Origin of the sequence: Coleofasciculus sp. F4-SAH-05 (genome assembly GCF_040222985.1) — a bacterium.
Lineage (GTDB): Bacteria > Cyanobacteriota > Cyanobacteriia > Cyanobacteriales > Coleofasciculaceae > Coleofasciculus > Coleofasciculus chthonoplastes.
In genome coordinates, this window is sequence record NZ_JAVKBY010000283.1 from 1 (window position 1) to 17071 (window position 17071).

At 45.7% G+C, this 17071-nt stretch carries 20 protein-coding genes and 1 pseudogene; 11 read left to right on the forward strand and 10 right to left on the reverse strand.

All coding sequences use genetic code 11. The features are described 5' to 3' along the window. The first annotated feature begins 501 nt into the window (after positions 1-501). Entirely contained in the window at positions 502-1011 is a 510-nt protein-coding gene (locus RIG27_RS34295; RefSeq protein WP_446351480.1) for a hypothetical protein, read from the forward strand. Positions 1012-1074: 63 nt separating this feature from the next. On the opposite strand, the gene RIG27_RS34300 is transcribed toward RIG27_RS34295, so the two are convergent. The 4 genes from RIG27_RS34300 to RIG27_RS34315 all read right to left on the reverse strand — a co-directional run bounded on the left by RIG27_RS34300 (position 1075) and on the right by RIG27_RS34315 (position 4336). Beyond that, positions 1075-1452, reverse strand: coding sequence for a DUF423 domain-containing protein (locus tag RIG27_RS34300; RefSeq protein ID WP_446351495.1), 378 nt, complete (start codon positions 1450-1452; stop codon positions 1075-1077). Positions 1453-1698: 246 nt separating this feature from the next. Beyond that, the gene (gene cysC, locus RIG27_RS34305; RefSeq protein WP_446351481.1) at positions 1699-2253 is read right to left on the reverse strand and encodes an adenylyl-sulfate kinase; all 555 of its coding nucleotides are present in this window, start codon (positions 2251-2253) and stop codon (positions 1699-1701) included. Between the two features lie 390 nt (positions 2254-2643). Beyond that, positions 2644-3684: a glucokinase gene (locus RIG27_RS34310; protein WP_446351482.1), complete on the reverse strand. Its 1041-nt coding sequence runs from the start codon at positions 3682-3684 to the stop codon at positions 2644-2646. 13 nt (positions 3685-3697) lie between these two features. Further along, the gene (locus tag RIG27_RS34315) at positions 3698-4336 is read right to left on the reverse strand and encodes a histidine phosphatase family protein (RefSeq protein ID WP_446351496.1); all 639 of its coding nucleotides are present in this window, start codon (positions 4334-4336) and stop codon (positions 3698-3700) included. Between RIG27_RS34315 and RIG27_RS34320 the strand changes: the two genes are divergently transcribed. The 6 genes and pseudogenes from RIG27_RS34320 (at position 4337) to RIG27_RS34345 (ending at position 7856) form a co-directional block, all read left to right on the forward strand. Beyond that, positions 4337-4501, forward strand: coding sequence for a hypothetical protein (locus RIG27_RS34320; protein WP_446351483.1), 165 nt, complete (start codon positions 4337-4339; stop codon positions 4499-4501). A gap of 312 nt (positions 4502-4813) precedes the next feature. Next, positions 4814-5773, forward strand: a complete 960-nt coding sequence (locus RIG27_RS34325; protein ID WP_446351484.1) for an RNA polymerase sigma factor, RpoD/SigA family — start codon at positions 4814-4816, stop codon at positions 5771-5773. Positions 5774-6009: 236 nt separating this feature from the next. Beyond that, complete coding sequence (locus tag RIG27_RS34330; RefSeq protein WP_446351485.1) at positions 6010-6351, forward strand: DUF760 domain-containing protein; 342 nt, start codon at positions 6010-6012, stop codon at positions 6349-6351. A gap of 105 nt (positions 6352-6456) precedes the next feature. Beyond that, positions 6457-6915: pseudogene (gene mutT, locus RIG27_RS34335) on the forward strand (8-oxo-dGTP diphosphatase MutT); the annotation flags it as partial. A 41-nt stretch (positions 6916-6956) separates the two neighbouring features. Beyond that, positions 6957-7181 (forward strand): hypothetical protein, encoded by a 225-nt coding sequence (locus RIG27_RS34340; RefSeq protein ID WP_446351497.1) that lies wholly within the window; start codon positions 6957-6959, stop codon positions 7179-7181. Positions 7182-7259: 78 nt separating this feature from the next. Further along, on the forward strand, positions 7260-7856 hold the full coding sequence (locus RIG27_RS34345; protein ID WP_446351486.1) for a hypothetical protein: 597 nt from the start codon (positions 7260-7262) through the stop codon (positions 7854-7856). Positions 7857-8217: 361 nt separating this feature from the next. Here RIG27_RS34345 and RIG27_RS34350 read toward each other — a convergent pair whose 3' ends face one another. From RIG27_RS34350 to RIG27_RS34360, 3 genes are all read right to left on the reverse strand, one after another. Continuing rightward, positions 8218-8343, reverse strand: coding sequence for a hypothetical protein (locus tag RIG27_RS34350; RefSeq protein WP_446351487.1), 126 nt, complete (start codon positions 8341-8343; stop codon positions 8218-8220). A gap of 228 nt (positions 8344-8571) precedes the next feature. After that, positions 8572-10533, reverse strand: coding sequence for a bifunctional aldolase/short-chain dehydrogenase (locus RIG27_RS34355; RefSeq protein ID WP_446351488.1), 1962 nt, complete (start codon positions 10531-10533; stop codon positions 8572-8574). 295 nt (positions 10534-10828) lie between these two features. Further along, complete coding sequence (locus RIG27_RS34360) at positions 10829-11032, reverse strand: hypothetical protein (RefSeq protein ID WP_446351489.1); 204 nt, start codon at positions 11030-11032, stop codon at positions 10829-10831. A 27-nt stretch (positions 11033-11059) separates the two neighbouring features. On the opposite strand from RIG27_RS34360, the gene RIG27_RS34365 reads away from it, so the two are divergent. Continuing rightward, positions 11060-11569, forward strand: a complete 510-nt coding sequence (locus RIG27_RS34365) for a DNA-binding protein (RefSeq protein ID WP_446351490.1) — start codon at positions 11060-11062, stop codon at positions 11567-11569. 281 nt (positions 11570-11850) lie between these two features. On the opposite strand, the gene ychF is transcribed toward RIG27_RS34365, so the two are convergent. Continuing rightward, on the reverse strand, positions 11851-12942 hold the full coding sequence (gene ychF, locus RIG27_RS34370; protein ID WP_446351491.1) for a redox-regulated ATPase YchF: 1092 nt from the start codon (positions 12940-12942) through the stop codon (positions 11851-11853). Between the two features lie 37 nt (positions 12943-12979). On the opposite strand from ychF, the gene RIG27_RS34375 reads away from it, so the two are divergent. The 3 genes from RIG27_RS34375 to RIG27_RS34385 all read left to right on the forward strand — a co-directional run bounded on the left by RIG27_RS34375 (position 12980) and on the right by RIG27_RS34385 (position 15220). Next, complete coding sequence (locus tag RIG27_RS34375; RefSeq protein WP_446351492.1) at positions 12980-14332, forward strand: helix-hairpin-helix domain-containing protein; 1353 nt, start codon at positions 12980-12982, stop codon at positions 14330-14332. A 212-nt stretch (positions 14333-14544) separates the two neighbouring features. Continuing rightward, the gene (locus RIG27_RS34380; RefSeq protein ID WP_446341841.1) at positions 14545-14829 is read left to right on the forward strand and encodes a hypothetical protein; all 285 of its coding nucleotides are present in this window, start codon (positions 14545-14547) and stop codon (positions 14827-14829) included. Between the two features lie 226 nt (positions 14830-15055). Then, positions 15056-15220: a hypothetical protein gene (locus tag RIG27_RS34385; protein WP_006102093.1), complete on the forward strand. Its 165-nt coding sequence runs from the start codon at positions 15056-15058 to the stop codon at positions 15218-15220. A 199-nt stretch (positions 15221-15419) separates the two neighbouring features. On the opposite strand, the gene RIG27_RS34390 is transcribed toward RIG27_RS34385, so the two are convergent. Together RIG27_RS34390 and RIG27_RS34395 are read right to left on the reverse strand one after the other, a co-directional pair. Further along, positions 15420-15794, reverse strand: a complete 375-nt coding sequence (locus RIG27_RS34390; RefSeq protein ID WP_446351493.1) for a transposase — start codon at positions 15792-15794, stop codon at positions 15420-15422. Between the two features lie 258 nt (positions 15795-16052). Then, positions 16053-16802 carry a DUF4058 family protein gene (locus RIG27_RS34395; protein ID WP_446351494.1) on the reverse strand — a complete coding sequence of 250 codons (750 nt, stop codon included), beginning with the start codon at positions 16800-16802 and terminating at the stop codon, positions 16053-16055. Between the last annotated feature and the right edge of the window lie 269 nt (positions 16803-17071).

Genomic DNA, 17071 nt, shown 5'->3' on the forward strand with positions numbered 1-17071 from the left:
CTATGTAGTCGGTCTGCCGGGGATGGAGATAACTTCATCTAGGTCAGAGGCGAAACCTCGTAAGAGAAAAACTAGGAATGCCAAATCGTGAGGTTTGGAAGCCCACACCATAATCTTCGATTTGGTGTGGGAGGATGTCACATGAGTGGAAAGGTTCAGGAGGGTGACAAGAGGGGGAAACAAGAAGGAGTAGGAGGGTTCCAGGTGCGGGGGAACTGGGGAGATTAGCTGGTCAGCTATTTAGAGCCATGCTGCACTAAAGACGTCCGCCCTAGCTCAGAAAATCTGAACTGGATGGAATTGTTAATTTTTATTACAATTGAACGGATTGGGAGACCGACACCTTGTTGTCCTCTATCGGTTCATACTCACTCATCCCCTAAGATTTATTAGAAGTTAGGAAGTTGGATGAATTTTTTATTTAAAAATACAAATAATTACTAAGGAAAACTTAGATAGAATCCAAGCATTCAAATTAGGAAAAACTGTCAGCATCTTCCTATGACTAATATAGAAGCACAAGCTTTCAACGCCAATAACGGACAATCCCTGAGAAAGCTTGCCAGAGCAATCATTATGTCCCAAGGTCATTTTGCCCTGATTTTGGTGTGCTGCAAGTTTTCACCCCAACCATTATCCGTATTAAACCAGTTACAAGAATTCTCTGCACTTCCTATTCAGGGTGTGATGCTGCCTCCCTCCGTGGATACTCTGTTTACGGCAATACGCACAGCCGTGGATGAACCACCACCTCCGGCTGTCGTTGTCTTTGGTCTTGATTCGGTGGTTGCTGTTGATCAAGTCTTGAGTGCGACTAATCTGGTGCGTGAAGAGTTTCGCAAACAGTTTCCTTTTCCACTTGTTTTGTGGATCGATGATACAATCTTGCAAAAGATGATTCGACTAGCCCCTGATTTTAAAAGTTGGGCAGCGAATCCCCTACGGTTGGAATGTTGTCACCATAGGGCTTTTCCGCCAATTTACACGATGGCTTGCGTTCATGGAAAATAACAAATAAGCACAGAATGTGATATAGTTATAGACTGCTTACGATTATTCTGAAAATCTGGTTCGTTATTTAAAATTCCACGCCGCGATCGCTAAACATCCCCATCCCAGAATAAAAGCGACTCCCCCCAATGGAGTAATTGCACCCAGCCATTTAATGCCACTTAAACTCAGGGCGTATAGACTGCCGGAAAAAATAGCGATGCCCACAATAAAAGCGATTCCGGCGGCGATGAGGGGAGATGAGGGAGTTTCAGCGCGAGAAAGCAGCAATGCCACAATGAGCAACGCTATGGAATGATAAATTTGATAACGACTACCCGTTTCAAAAATGTCCAACGCCCGTTCACTCAGTTTTTCTCTCAAAGCATGAGAAGCAAAGGCTCCAGCGGCGACAGATAAACCGCCGAACAGGGCGCCAACACCTAAAAAAATCCGAGTCATCATGAGTTTCATAGAAAAGGGGGAGCTGGGATACGGCTGTGCAGGGAGACAAGGAAAAAAGGAATTCCAGACGTAACAGACTATTCGGTCGGGGCGGGTTTAGTTACCTTGGGATGAGATAAAAAACGATAATCGTGAAACCCGCCCCTACACAAAACTCTCCCTCTTCCCCACGGTTTAACTGTTAGGTTAATTGTTAGCGTCTTGAGAGGGCTGATTGGGATTACTGGACTGACTTAGCAATCTCTAAGCGCCTTCTACCGCAAGCTGCTTTGGCAGATAACCTAATTCTTCCAGTTTTTGTAGCACTTTGGCGACACTCTCCGATAACTCCTCCTGATCAGTGCGGCATTCTACTTCTGGGTTAAGTGGCGGTTCGTAAGGATCGTCAATTCCGGTAAACCCTAGAATTTCTCCAGCGCGGGCGCGTTTATATAATCCCTTGACATCTCGTTCTTCACAAGTTGCCAGGGGAGCATTAACATAAACTTCTAGAAAATCACCAACTTTTTGGCGTACCTCTTCTCGAATTACCCGGTAGGGCGAGATAGCCGATACCAAAACGATTACACCATTACGGGTCAGTAGGTGAGACACAAACCCAATGCGACGGATATTCTCGTCGCGGTCTTCTTTGCTAAAGCCCAAGCCTTTGGTGAGATTCTGACGAACAATGTCGCCATCTAAGACTTCTAGCTTACACTCCTTGTCTTGCAAGGTTTTGGCTAATGCTTGGGTAATCGTGGTTTTACCCGCACCACTTAGACCTGTGAACCATATTGTTACACCGCGCTGATTCATGATTATTGCTGTCGCTATCCTAAAGCCTACTGTAAGTACAATTTATCCTGTTTTCTCAGGTGAAACACTAATCGTCAAACGTTTGTTTTCTCGAATAACAGATTGTTTGCTGATCAGGCTTAGATTTTAACCTAAGTTGAATGTCACTGACTGGTATGCTGGTGGGTTTCGACTTCGCTCAACCCACCCTACGGTAGATTAAGGGTTTTGGCGCTCCCAAAATGCACGCTTTTCAGTGCTATTAACCTAAGTTCAGGATTGACAATAGTTTAACTCTGTTGTGCCACAAGTCTCCCCTGATCAAAGACGCGCCATGGCACGTCTCTACATGGCTTCTCCTGCTTCTCTGGTTTCTGTGCGATCGCAACAACCAAAATCATTCCAAGCAATTTACAATCGAGAGGCGCATATTGCTGCACCAATTAGCCCAACCTGGGGATTGGTCACAATATGAACCGGAACCTTTTCCAGCAGGGGACTAACCCGACCTTTTTCCGTAAAGGTTCGCAAAAAACTATTATCCTGCATCAAGGGCAAAATCTTAGCCGCAATCCCGCCAGCAATATATAGCCCACCGTAGGGTAAGAGTTTAAGTGCTAGATTCCCGGCTTCAGCACCGTATGCTTCCACAAACATTTTTAAGGTCTGTTCACTGAGATGGTCGCTCTTTTGCAACGCGGCTTGAGAAATCTCCGCCGCCGGATCAACGCTTTTCTCACTGCGTCCCATTTCCCGTTCCCAGGTTCTAACGACTTGGGCAATTTCTGGAGATTCCTGGGCAAATTGCCGATCGCGCAAAAACTGGTAAACGGCGACAATTCCTTGACCGGAAACGACTCGTTCGGCGGAAATGCGCTGGATATCGTACTTCTCGCGTAAATATTGTAACAGTTGGAATTCCAGTTCAGTGCGGGGGGCAAAATCCCCATGTCCGCCTTCGGAAGCGAAAACCTGATACCTGTCTTGGTTCTGAATCAGAAATCCTTGTCCTAAACCTGTACCCGCACCGAGTACCGCAATTGGCGCATCAGATTGAGGATTAACCTGTTGTAGGGTACATAAATCATCCGCCTCTAAACCAAGAATCCCGTAGCCAACCGCCGCAAAATCATTGAGCAGAGCGATTTTAGCGATCGCGAGTTCCTCCTCTAAGCGTCTAGCGTCCAACACCCACGCCAAATTGGTCAGATTGGAGGTATCGTTGACTACAGGACCTGCGATCGCAAAACAGGCTTTTTCAATGGTCAGTTTCCGCTGCAGCTTCTGTCCGGCTTCTGAGACAAATGTCTGGACGATTGGTACTAAGTCAGGGAAATCACGGCTAGGATAACGGGCTTCATGGAGAACCGACAAGGATTCCGAGTCTAAATCCTCCACCAGTCGCAAAATTGTTTTAGTCCCGCCGATATCTCCTGCCAGTATTAATGTCATAGAATCTTATACTTTAATGAAATCGAATTACCTTCTCAGTTTGACTGAGGTGAGAGGTATCCCCGTTAAGTTCCATCACCCATTTTTCTTCATAACGCACAAGTTTAACTAAACAGCATAACGCCGCATTCACTTCAGGTTGACCTGGTATTAATCCCCAAGTCGCACCGACGACCGAAGCGCCATGACCCACTAATAAGATATCCTCTGCGAATTCTTTGGTCAGCAGGTGAGCTGTTTGAGCGGTGCGTTCTAGCACGTTCTCATTTGTTTCTGGATACTGAGGGATGACGCGGGAGGTATAACCCGAATCAATACAGGGAAAACGCTGTTGTAATTCCTCAACAGACAGTCGTTCTGGCTCTGCTTTGATCCATTCCGGATTCAGCCATTCACTCAAACCCGCCTCTATCTTAATTGGTAAGTCCAAAATCTGAGCAATTTGGTTCGCGGTTTGTACCGTTCGCAAAAACGGTGAGGCAAAAATGTGCTTAATCCTCTCCCCGCGTAACCGTTGACCTAACTCCCGCGCTTGACCAACGCCATCGTCCGATAACGGGGGATCATAAGGACGTTCTGCTGTGTTAAACCAGTCAAGGTTAACAAAGTCGAGGCGATTTCCGTGTCGGGCAATCCAGATGTTTTGAGTCATTTGTCCTTCGTCATTTGTCATTTGTCATTTGTCATTTGTCATTTGTCATTTGTCATTTGTCATTTGTCATTTGTCATTCGTCCTCTGCTCCCTCTGCTTCCCCTGCTCCCCCAGCTCCCTCTGCTCCCCCAGCTCCCCCATCTTCCCCATCTCCCCCTGCTCTAAATGGACGGCTTTTGATTAAGATATGTTACAATTTTTAACGAAGTGTTAGATAGTGTCAGATATAACGTATGCAATAAGCAGAGCTAAAAACAAATCGGATAGATAGCCAATTCTAAATCTGGGTTATAGATGGGGGCTTTAACTCACCCAGTCATACACATTTCGAGTTTTTTAATCAATCTATTTCCCCCTATTGAAATAAAACTTAACGATTCTCTATGAGAGAAAGGTTCATCCCAGCCTGAGGTGAACCCTCCTGAAAAGGAGCTTAGTTGCTTGAACTGCACTCATAATATAGATATAGCGATCGCTATGAAAACTGCTCAGACCTCTACAGACCTTGTCCGCACTTACCTCCAAGAAATTGGTCGTGTACCCCTGTTGACCCACGAGCAAGAGATATTATACGGAAAGCAAGTCCAGCGTTTAAATGCCTTAGAGCAAACCAAAGAGTCGCTGTTTGAACAATTGGGTTACGAACCAACGCTGTGTGAGTGGGCGAAAGCCTCGTCCCTATCGGAAGCGGAATTACAAGCGTGTATTCGGGCGGGTCAAACGGCTAAGCGCAAAATGGTGGAAGCCAATTTACGTCTAGTGGTTTCCGTCGCCAAGAAATATATCAAGCGCAATGTAGACTTGCTGGACTTGATTCAGGAAGGTACGATTGGCATGCAACGGGGTGTGGAAAAATTTGACCCAACAAAAGGGTATCGTTTCTCCACCTACGCCTACTGGTGGATTCGCCAAGCGATTACCCGTGCGATCGCGGAGAAAGGACGAACAATTCGCTTACCGATCCACATCACCGAAAAGCTGAACAAAATCAAAAAAGCCCAGCGCCAACTCTCCCAGACGCTAGGGCGTGCCGCCACCATATCGGAATTGGCGACAGAATTAGACCTGACACCCAAGCAAGTCCGGGAGTACCTGGAGAAAGCGCGTCAACCTCTGTCGTTAGATCTACGAGTCGGCGATAATCAAGATACGGAACTCGGAGAACTCCTGGAAGATAGCGGACCTTCACCCGAAGATTTTGCCACCTATTCAGCCATGCAAGTCGATCTGGAGAAGTTAATGGCGGATTTAACCGAGCAGCAACGTGAAGTGTTAATGCTACGCTTTGGTCTAGTCGATGGTCAACCCATGACACTCGCCAAGATTGGCGATCAACTCAAAATCAGCCGGGAACGAGTCCGCCAAATTGAACGGGAAGCGCTGTCTAAGCTTCGCAAGCGCCAAGCCGATATGCGTGAATATATTGCGGTGAGTTAGTTGGTCTTATATCTTATCTGATTCGCTTTATTAGGACTTACGCACAGCCTCTATCTGTAGGGTGCGTTAGCCTAGCGTAACGCACCGCAAGCCCCCATAAGTGGTGTCGCTGCGTAAGTCCTGTTTATGTTTTGTGGGACAACCCAATAGGATAGGTTCGGTTCCACCTACCTGATTATCGATTATGCCTTGTTAAGTTAGATGAATGATAGAGAGCTATTGCTCGGAGGTAAACGGTGAACAACAAATCTGATCGCGTCCCAGAATTTTTTGAAGGCAATGGAGACAATAATCATTTGTGGGAGTACGTACAATCGTTGAGTCCAGAAACCGTTTCCCATTTATCCAAACCCACCTCGACTGATGTGTTTGATGTCATGGAACGTAATGTGATGGGATTGTTGGGTAATATGCCTTCAGACCATTTTGATGTCACCATCAATACTAGCCGCGAGAATATAGGACGTTTGTTAGCCTCAGCAATGGTTAGTGGTTATTTCCTACGCAAAGCTGAACAACGCATGACATTTGAAAAATCGTTGCAAAAGACCGATTCCTCTGGCGCAGATGCTGGCTAGATTAAGAAGGCAGAAGCAAAGAAAGTCATCTATAGGAAATAGGATAATTGGGACGAAATCGAAAATCGGCAGGCTCATTCGCTGGGCTGCCGATTTCATCTGTAGAAGGCGTACAATCTAGGTATTGCATCTCAGTTACCCATGTGTGAAGCCTCTACCCCCTTATCTCACAAAATCATTGGTGTTGCCGTGATTTGGAACAATCAAGGACAAATTTTAATTGACCGCCGCCCTGCACAGGGGTTATTGGGTGGATTATGGGAGTTTCCTGGCGGCAAAATTGAGCCGGATGAAACTGTGGCAGACTGTATTAAGCGGGAAATTCGGGAAGAATTGGGAATTGAGATCGAGGTAGGCGATCGCGTAATCACGGTTGATCATGCCTATAGCCATTTTCGGGTGACGTTGATTGTCCATCACTGTCGTCATCTCTCAGGTGTCCCCCAAGCCCTAGAATGTGATGAAATCCGTTGGGTAACCCTAGAGGAAATTGACCAGTTTCCGTTTCCCAAGGCGAATACAAAGATTATTGCCGCATTACGTCAAGACGTTGAGGGAATCTAACTCTAACTGATTGAAACAAAATCCCGGGCTTAGAACCGATAATGCCAACCATTGCACCCTTACTAGAGCGTCGGTCAAGTATTCCTAGAAACCGGGTTTCTCGTCAGGATGACAACGCAATATCAACCTTTAACCCCAAGAAACCCGGTTTCTTGACCGATATCCTAGGTGAGGATAACCAAGCCTTACCCTATATTGCCAGTAACGATATCACCGTATTTAGCATCTTAGACACCAGCACAGGAATCGTCAGTAGGGTGCGTTAGCGCTTGCGTAACGCACCTTTACCCTGGGGGATAAGAAAATATAAAAAATAAAAGTCGTGAAAAAGTGGTAGACAACCTATGGCATTTACAGACTTCAAATCCCTGGCTCAAGTTCAACAAGACTATAACATCAAGTATGCAGAAGAGAGCTTTATTTCATATATTGACTTGAAACCTTCAGATAATTTCCGTAACGAATTTGAATTTAATCTAGAAAATATAGATGTTTTTACATCTGAAGCCTCTCGTTGTGAGAATGTTATTTATCCAATCTTAAGAGAAGTCTATAAAAGTTTTGTTGACAACTATACACTCTGGAGTCATAAATCCATTACTTATGATCATAAACTCACAGGCACACCGGATTATTTGATATCAACCAAATCAGAACTCGGAAAAACCATACTGGGTTTACCGCTTGTCGTCGTCGTTGAAGCCAAACAGAATAACTTTATTGAAGGGTGGGGGCAATGTCTTGCGGAGTTAATTGCCGCCCAGAAGATGAACCAGAATGAAACACAACCTGTTTATGGTATTGTTACCGATGGAGAATTATGGCAAATGGGGCGGCTTGTGGGGGATGTTTTTACCAAAGAGAAAACCCGAATCGCGATTACAGATTTAGATAAGTTGTTTGGCGCGATCGCGTTTTTGCTAACGGCATTGAAAGAGTAGGGGCGCAGGTTGTGCGATCCGACATTTTCAACGCCTTGTACCCTGAAATTTTCAGGACTTACACAGCAACACCACTTATGGGGATAAAGGTGCGTTACGCTACGCTAACGCACCCTACGAATAGAGGCTTTGCGTAAGTCCTAATTTTCAGCGATTAAACTGAAGTTCCCCCCATACAGATGTACTGCACCCAGGCTAAAGCCTTATACCGTAATGGTTTGAACACTAAAACCCTAAAAAATCGTACATAAGTAGCACTTGCAAAAATACCGCGTTGGCGGAGCCTGTTCCGGAGAGAACGTATCGCGGTATTTTTGCAATATGACAAGAGATTGGTTGAAACCCACGCTAAATCAAGGTTTCAGCGATTGTACATAAGTAGGGCGGCGGCTCGACTGAGCGCTCGCCGAACGTCTAAAAAATCGCGCAAAGCCGCACAGTGAGGCAGTGCAAGATTTTTTGGCTGGGGGAACTTCAGTTTAGCCATTTCTTTTCATATTTCAAGTCATTTTGATGGACTGAGGCGCTACAGTCCTTGTGTTGCAAGGTTTATGAACCATTAAAACTGATACTTTAGCACACTAAGTCCGGAAGAACCCAATAAACCGGGTTATGAAAATGAAATGCTGATAGGAGAGTTGTTATTTTTATGATAAACCCGGTTTCGGGGAATACTTGAATTAGTGAATGGGGCGAAAGCCTCCAATCTCATACTCTAAATCACTCGTTCATTGCCGCCATCAATGGGAATATTCGCCACTGTTGTTTTACTGAATAAATCACCACAGAGTTCTACGGCTAGTTCGGCGACATCATGGCTAGTTATTTCAACCTTGAGCAGATTATTGGTTTTATACTCGTCTACGGTTAACCCATAAGCAGCCGCACGAGACTTTAATACCTCTTCTGTCCAAATTCCGGTATCAAAAACGGCATTCGGATGTACAGAATTGATCCGAATTTTATCTTGACTCCATTCCAAAGCCGCCACCCGTGTCAATTGATTTAATGCCGCTTTAGACGCTGAATAGGCAGCAGCGCCCACTCCAGGGGCATAGACATTTTTTGAGCCAATGACGACAACTCGACCACCTTTGGGGGCTAATTTTAAAAAGGGATGACTTTCTCGCATTAAAATTAAGTTAGCATCTAAGTTAATATTGAGAACCTTGCGCCAGTCTTGGGTTGATAAGTCTTTAATCGGACAACCGGCTGTAAAGATGCCCGCATTGAGGATTAAGATATCTAAGCCGCCAAACTTACGAATCGCTTTTTCGAGAGCTTGAGTAATGGCGGTTTCATCGGTGACATCACAGGTTATGCCGAAAAATTCAGGACAATTATAGAGGGTTTCAATATCCTTATTTATATCTAAACCCACAACAGCAGCACCTCGTTGCAAGAGAGAGTCTACACAGGCTTTACCAATACCCGACGCGGCGCCTGTAACTAAGGCAATTTCCCCGGTGAAGGCGGGTTCTTTGCCTGCTTTGTTTAATTTGGCTTGTTCTAATTCCCAATATTCGACGGCAAAGATATCTTGGGCGGATAGGGGTTTATATTCCTCTAAGTTGGTCGCCGTTTCGATCACATCAATAGTATGATCATAGATATCAGCCACAATATTGGCGGCTTTAATGGTTTTGCCCACGGTACAGAGTCCTAATTCCGGATCAAGAATAACTCGGGGAATCGGATCTAATATAGTATGGTCAGGACTAGAATAGGTTTGGAAATAGTCTTGATAAGCTTGACTATAGGCGTCAATATCTTGACCGATTAAAGGCAGACGCTTGGTGCGAATCACATGATCGGGTGTCGCTGGACCTTGTTGAGAAATTACGGCAATATCGTCTCGTTGGGCAAACGCCATATATTTAGGCGCTTGATCACTGGATAAAATAACCGGAAATCCGGCTTTTATGGAAAGCTGATGCCGTAATTTGGCTAAGGGTGTAGCTAAAGGCTTTTCTGTCCAAACACTACTGGGAGACGGAGAATAAGCGTTATGGTTATTTAAATAGTCTTCGGCTGCACTAACCAGTGAAATCATTCGGTCATAAGACTCTTTAGCGGTATCCCCAAAGGAAAAAATACCATGATTCATCAACACCATGCCGATGGTATTTTCTCCGGCTTCTAGGGGGAATTTCTCTCCGCAGAGTCTGGCTAAATCAAATCCGGGCATAATATAGGGAATGATCACAACGTTATCCCCATAAATTTCCTGAATTCGCTGGAAACCGTTGGGAGTATTGGTAATGGTGACAATCCCATCGGCATGGGTATGATCCACGTATTTGTAGGGTAAAATGGCATGGAGAATAGTTTCAACGGAAGGAGAAGGGGCTGTAGCAACAGTCATCTGAGTTTTCAACTCATTGACCATCTGAGAATCAGATAATGTTGGCAGTTTTGCTAATTTCAACAGATGAGCCATTCTCACGGGAGCAAACCCTTCTTTCTGAATTGTGGCTAAATCCCAACCACTCCCTTTGACATAAAGAATGTCTTCTGGTTCTCCAACTAAGTTTTTTTCGGTGATTTTAACCGACGTATTGCCGCCGCCATGCAAAACTAAAGATGGATCTTTGCCTAAGAGACGGGATGTATAAACTCTGAGTTCTAAGTCACTTTGATAGTGACTGGCTGCTTGAGGATTCCAGAGATTTTTCATCGTTACTGTTGTTGGGTATAATACAAAAATAGCGGATAGGGACACCAGAGAGTTCAATTATTATACGGGTTTCCCGGTGGATTAGGGTAAGGCGCGATCGCACTTGGGTTATTTTAAATGTACCCCAGCTATCGAAATTAACCACGGTTTTCAAGGGCGCACAACCTACGCCCCTAGGACATCGGTCAAGAAACCGGGTTTCTTTGGTTCAAAGGTTGATATGGCGTTGTCATCCTAACGAGAAACCCGGTTTCTAGCAATACTTGACCGACGCTCTAGGGGTTCTGGATTATCATCAACTCAATTGGGAGTTGTTGGGAGTTGCGATCGCATGAGCAAAACCGTTTAATTTCTGCCTTCGGTTATAACCAACTCCCAAGAATGCGATCGCCCATCGGTTAGTTTCAATTTCCCCTAGGGCGATCGGGTGACGGGTATCCTTGGCTGGGGGCTGGTATGGTAAACTATACTGTATATGGTATATTATTACCTTACTCAAAACTATTACGAATTCCTTATAGCTAAGATGATCGTCGGTACAACACAAGCGGCTCAACTTTTAAATATCTCTACGGCTCGACTGAGAGTTCTGCTGATTGCTGGCAGAGTGGAAGGGGCTTACAAGACTGGGAAAATGTGGTTAATGCCTCTATTTAATGGCAAACCGCTGATTACACCGGGTAAAAGAGGTCCGCAGCCTCGTTGGCGCAATCCCCGAAAGCCAGCGAAAACGATTATTCACGTTAATACACAGAGAATTCGCTCCAATCAACAACACGACTTACGCCAGCCGGTGATTACGGTGAAGAAGTGGGGCGACCCAAGGTCGCTGATTGGATCTCAGGAAGAGGCTACCGAAAAGAGCAGCAAAACGAATGTTTATGGTCATGAAGTGGAAATACCGGGAGGATGCCGTGTGGTTTATCGTCCGGATCGTCCCAGATGTGGTGCTAAGGTTTGGATCGAAACCTATTACAACGTCAAGGTGATGTCTTGGGACTCAGACGAGTCTGGCGCACTTACCGGTTATTTTTAATTGGTCTCGGCGAGCAGTATTTACCAGGGTGGCCATCCCTAGATGTGATTGTGCCGTTTGGGTGGTGGATGAGGGAGTGCGATCGCGCCTTTGGTATTTTCTGGCTTAAGAGGCGAGCAGTATTTACCAGGGTGGCCATCCCTAGATGTGATTGTGCCGTTTGGGTGGTGGATGAGGGAGTGCGATCGCGCCTGGGTTATCTTAAATGTACCCCCGATGATCGGGATTAATCACGATTTTCAAGAGCGCACAACCTACGCCCCTACGGTTCCGCACCCGGTTTAAACATTAAACCGAAATAGCATCACATCGCCTTCTTGCACCACATACTCTTTCCCTTCCGCCCGCACTAATCCTTTATCTTTCGCCGCATTCATTGATCCAGACGTGACTAAATCATCATAACCAACCGTTTCCGCCCGAATAAACCCCCGCTCAAAATCCGTATGAATCGTACCCGCCGCTTGGGGTGCTTTCATTCCGGCTGTAATTGTCCAAGCCCGGGTTTCTTTTGGTCCGGTGGTTAAAAAGGTGCGTAATCCTAATAAGTTGTATGTAGCCCGAATTAAGGATTTTAATCCCCCTTCTTCCACACCTAACGACTCCAAGAAATCGCCCCGTTCATCTTCGGGTAACTCAACTAATTCTGACTCCACTTGGGCTGAAACCACCACGACTTCTGCCGCTTCAGACGTTGCCACTTGGCGCACTTGTTCCACCCATTCATTCCCAGAGGCTAAATCATCCTCTGACACATTCGCCGCATAAATAATCGGTTTCGCACTCAATAATCCTAACGGCTTCACCGCCTCGGCTTCGTCTTCGGTTAAACTAATATTCCGTGCCGATTTACCTTCATTCAATCCCCCACTCAACGTTTCCAAGGCTTCCAGTTCCAACTGCGCCTCTTTACTGGTTTTCGCCTGCTTGCGGGTGCGTTCCATGCGGCGTTCTACTTGGGCTAAATCCGCTAACGCCAATTCCAAATTAATCACATCAATGTCACGTACTGGATCAACGGAACCGGAAACATGGATAATATTCTCATCATCAAAACAGCGCACCACATGGACAATGGCATCCACTTCCCGGATATTGGCTAAAAACTGGTTACCGAGCCCCTCCCCTTTACTCGCCCCCTTCACCAATCCAGCAATATCGACAAACTCAATCCGAGTTGGCACAATTTGTTCAGAGGTGGAAATCTTCGCCAGCACAGACAACCGTTCATCGGGTACAGCGACAACCCCAACATTCGGCTCAATCGTGCAGAAGGGAAAATTCGCCGCATCTGCTTTCGCATTGGCGACGAGGGCGTTAAATAAGGTTGATTTGCCTACGTTGGGCAATCCCACAATTCCGGCTCTTAGCATGTCAGCGCAATTTGGAAACGATTAAGGAGTTCTAAACGTGGTTAAAATTATCGGTCGTAAACCCTTGGGTACTCAACCAGTCTATGACATTGGCGTCGAGCGCGACCATAATTTTCTGCTCTTCAATGGCTCGGTGGCGTCCAATTGCTTTAACAAGTCCCACTCGACAGCGTATGCCTATGTTACCTATCAGACGGCGTTTCTGAAAGCCAATTATCCGGTAGAGTACATGACGGCGCTGCTGACAGCCAGTAGTGGGAATCAGGATAAGGTGCAGAAATACATCGCCACCTGTACCACCATGGGCATCGATGTCTTGCAGCCGGATATTAACCGATCGCACGTCGATTTTACCCCAGTCTCTGGCAAAATCTTATTCGGATTCTCAGCAATCCGCAATTTAGGCGAGGGGGCGATTGAGACTATTCTCCACCAACGGGAAAAGGACGGGGATTTTCAGTCATTAGCCGATTTTTGCGATCGCGTGGATTTACGAGTTGTGAATCGTCGCGCCCTAGAATCCCTGATTTACTCCGGGGCGTTCGATCGCCTCGAATCCAATCGCAAACAACTAATTAACGATTTAGAGGTGCTAATTAGTTGGGGGCAAGATCGAGCCAAGGATCGACAGAGTGGTCAAATTAATATTTTTGATGTCTTAGAAGACGCGGATACAAATAACAGTGAACGGAATAATGCCTGGAAATCCGCCCCGAAAACCCCGAAGGTTGAGGATTTCTCGGCGCAAGAAAAGCTACAGCAAGAAAAAGAATTGCTCGGCTTCTATGTCTCGGATCACCCTCTCAAAGCTGTGCATCAAGTCGCCAATCAGGTGCTAACTCCGATTAATCTCAACGAATTAGGCGATCAAAGCAAACGCAGCATTCTGAGTGTCATCGTGATGCTGACTGAGGTAAAATTTCACGTTACCAAAACAAGTGGCGAGCGCATGGCATTTGTGCAAATGGAAGATCTCACCGGTCAAGCCGATGGCGTTATTTTTCCGAAAACGTTTGAGCGGATTAGTTCCTTAATTGAAAAAGATGCCCGTCTAATTGTTTGGGGTAAGGCGGATGAACGAGATGAGAAAATTCAGATGATTATTGAAGACGTCGAACCGATTGAAAAAGCACAAATGATTATCGTGGAACTAACCCCCCAGAGCGTGGACACAGCCACCCTGAAACGTCTCCAATCGATTTTGCAAGAACAATCTGGGGAGAGGAAACCGCAAAAAGTGCCAGTTATCGCTAGGGTTGGGGCGTTAAATCAGAGCCAATTTGTGCGCTTTGATCCTAAATACTGGGTACAAGATTATGAAGGTATGGTTGACAGGCTGAAGGCGGCGGGATTTCAAGCTCGCACCAAGGCGATGGCGGAAAATCAGTAGGGGATGCGATGGGATAAGACAATTGTCGGGGCGGGTTTAGGGACTAACCTATCGGCACATCACCGACAACGGTTGTCCAAAACCCGCCCTGCCCTACCTGGATGCTAGATTTACAATCTTTTTACAATCGAAACAGCCATCTTTGCCATTTCTTCATAGTCTTTCACTTAGGATGATCGACAGATAGCAAATGATTAAGTGGGACAAGCATCATGCCCGAATATCAATGGAAGCTGGCGATTGTCGAACGCAACCTATTGTATTCCAACTGGATAAACTTAATGCCAGAGGCACAAGAGCGAATGTTAGAGGAAGCTGAAGAATTGCTCAGGGACTTACCGCTATTAGATAAACAACGATTACTGACATTTTTGGCAAGCCTTAAAGATACCGAAAAACATTTGCATCAGAAAATTCAGCAAATTGTTAGTCATCATATCTCAAAAAATGCACACAATATTATCGGGAGAACCTTGCTCTATAGTCATGCCATATAACCGATAGAATTAGATTGACATCCCCCCCCAAACCCTGTAGAGACGCGCCATGGCGCGTCTCTACTGTCCCAGTTAGCGGTCGAGACTTTTTCGGCACACAGTCTTACACTTGGATGTAAGGAAAGTTTCCTAACCGTCAGTAGTCGCAGAGGCAGTTCAAGATGGTACTCTCCGTCTTACCTATCTCTGGGATTAGTTTGATTAGGGTTATCTACCGTTAACGATTATGCTGTCACCATTTTTCATCCTATTCCTCTATGCTTCGCTTTGGGTTTGGTTTTTTGGTGGATTTACGGCTAAAAAACCCGATAAAAAAAAGACACCCGAAGAACTATTGGGAGAATCGCTGTCTAAATACCTTTCTTCCTTAGACATTCCCAAAAAGAGTTAACCGATTAAGTTAACAAATCTCTAATACCTTTAGACAAACCCCACCCTAACCCTCCCCTGATCAAGGGGAGGGAACCGGGAGGAAGGAGGGAACTCAAATGGGTTTAATTTAGGGTTCTGCAGATGCTTCGTTTCGTTCCTCCGCTTCGCTCCGGACTCCACTCAGCATGACAGATTCTACCTTAGACTGCAACTTGGTATCACTCAAACTCTATTTCCACAAGTCGCTGCAGCAAGTCCGCCTCTTGAGTCATTGCCTGACGAATCCGGGTAATCATATAGGAGGCGGTATTCTTATTGACTCCAATCTTTTTCGCTAACTGACGCACACTGATCCGTTCGGGGGGATTGAGAACCAGATAAATTGCCAGAACCCATTTTTCTAAGTCAACATGAGTTTTGTGAAACAGAGTCCCAACTGTAACGCTATATGAAGTAAAGCATTCGTTACATTGATATCGGCGTTCCTTTTTTAAGCGTCGAGAATGAGTTGATTGGCAATAGGGGCATTGGGGATACTTACCCCACCGGATTTGTTCCAGACGGGCAAGATAATTATCGTTTTTGTGGCTCATCTTTAGTTCCAAAATCTGATGAACCAAAGATGAACCATAAAACTCCAATAAATAGGCGTTTTATGTCATATAATGTTGCAGAAAAATGCCAAGGCGGATTGCCTCGGCACTGAATTAACTCGCTCTACTATTTCTAGGATTGAAGTGGGGAACAATGATGTTTGTTGTACTAAGAAATATTAAACAATGTCAAATTTTGACTATTTTCCGTTTCTTCTTCCCTTGTCCTTATGCTCAACTTGAATGGTGTCTGACTACTTAGCGTAAGGTATCGAGCCAAGCCATATCATCTTCATTCAAGGCGGGTTCTAGCGGCATCGAATAGTCAACCACCAAGTCAAGGGCGGCTTCCTGATAGGCTTGTTCAAGTAAGGCAGCCAAATCGATCGCCGGTTCAACGTCTGCGGCGCTCAGGGGTAATAAAAATACGGGGATTGGCTCCCGCAAATAAAAGGGATACCGTTCTGCAGCGGGTCTTTCATCGGCTCGACTGACTAAGATTTGGTAGTCGGCTTTACATCCACCTTGCACAGGCATGGATTCACCACTCCTGAGCAAATCAATTTCGACTAAATGGGTTTGGCTGCTGAGTAACGTTTGACGTTTTTTGAGATACTGCGATCGCCCTTCGCCGGATCGTTTATTCTTGGGCGATAGCACTTCAATAACCGTAATAACCTTGCGGGTAGCCACTTCGCGAATTTCCAAAAAGCGTTCGGTGACTTCTTCGAGCATGGGTATCGCCACACGCTCAGGCTGGCTCAAAACGGCGGCTGAGGTAGAGGTTGTAGTGCGATTAGGCGTTTGCTGAATCACCGTTGTATCAGGAATACCAACTAAAACAGAATCCAGGTAAACCCGCTTATCGACAGCCGCCCGATATTTGGGGTTAAGTACTGGGTTGAGGGTTCTCATTAGCCCACTAATCAACCCGTAATGGATTTCGGGCCAAATGTCCGGTCGTTCCAGGTAGGGGTTCATGCCAGGAAAATTAGGTTTACCAGTCATATCAAGTCCGATAGCATCGGTTGTGTATATATCGTTTTAATTGTAAGTTTTGAGGGGTGTAGGGGCGGGTTTCACTACTATTGTCTCTTTTTGACCCAGATGCAACTAAACCCGCCCCGATGAATCCTGCTTATAGAAACGCCGTAAAACCCACATCCTTTTAGGTGTGGGATATAAGGCGGGTCATCGGAGGTACGGAGATGACCAAACTATCTGGTCTTCTGATTTTCAATGTAACGCTTAACCGTCTCACTACTGACATTTCCCGC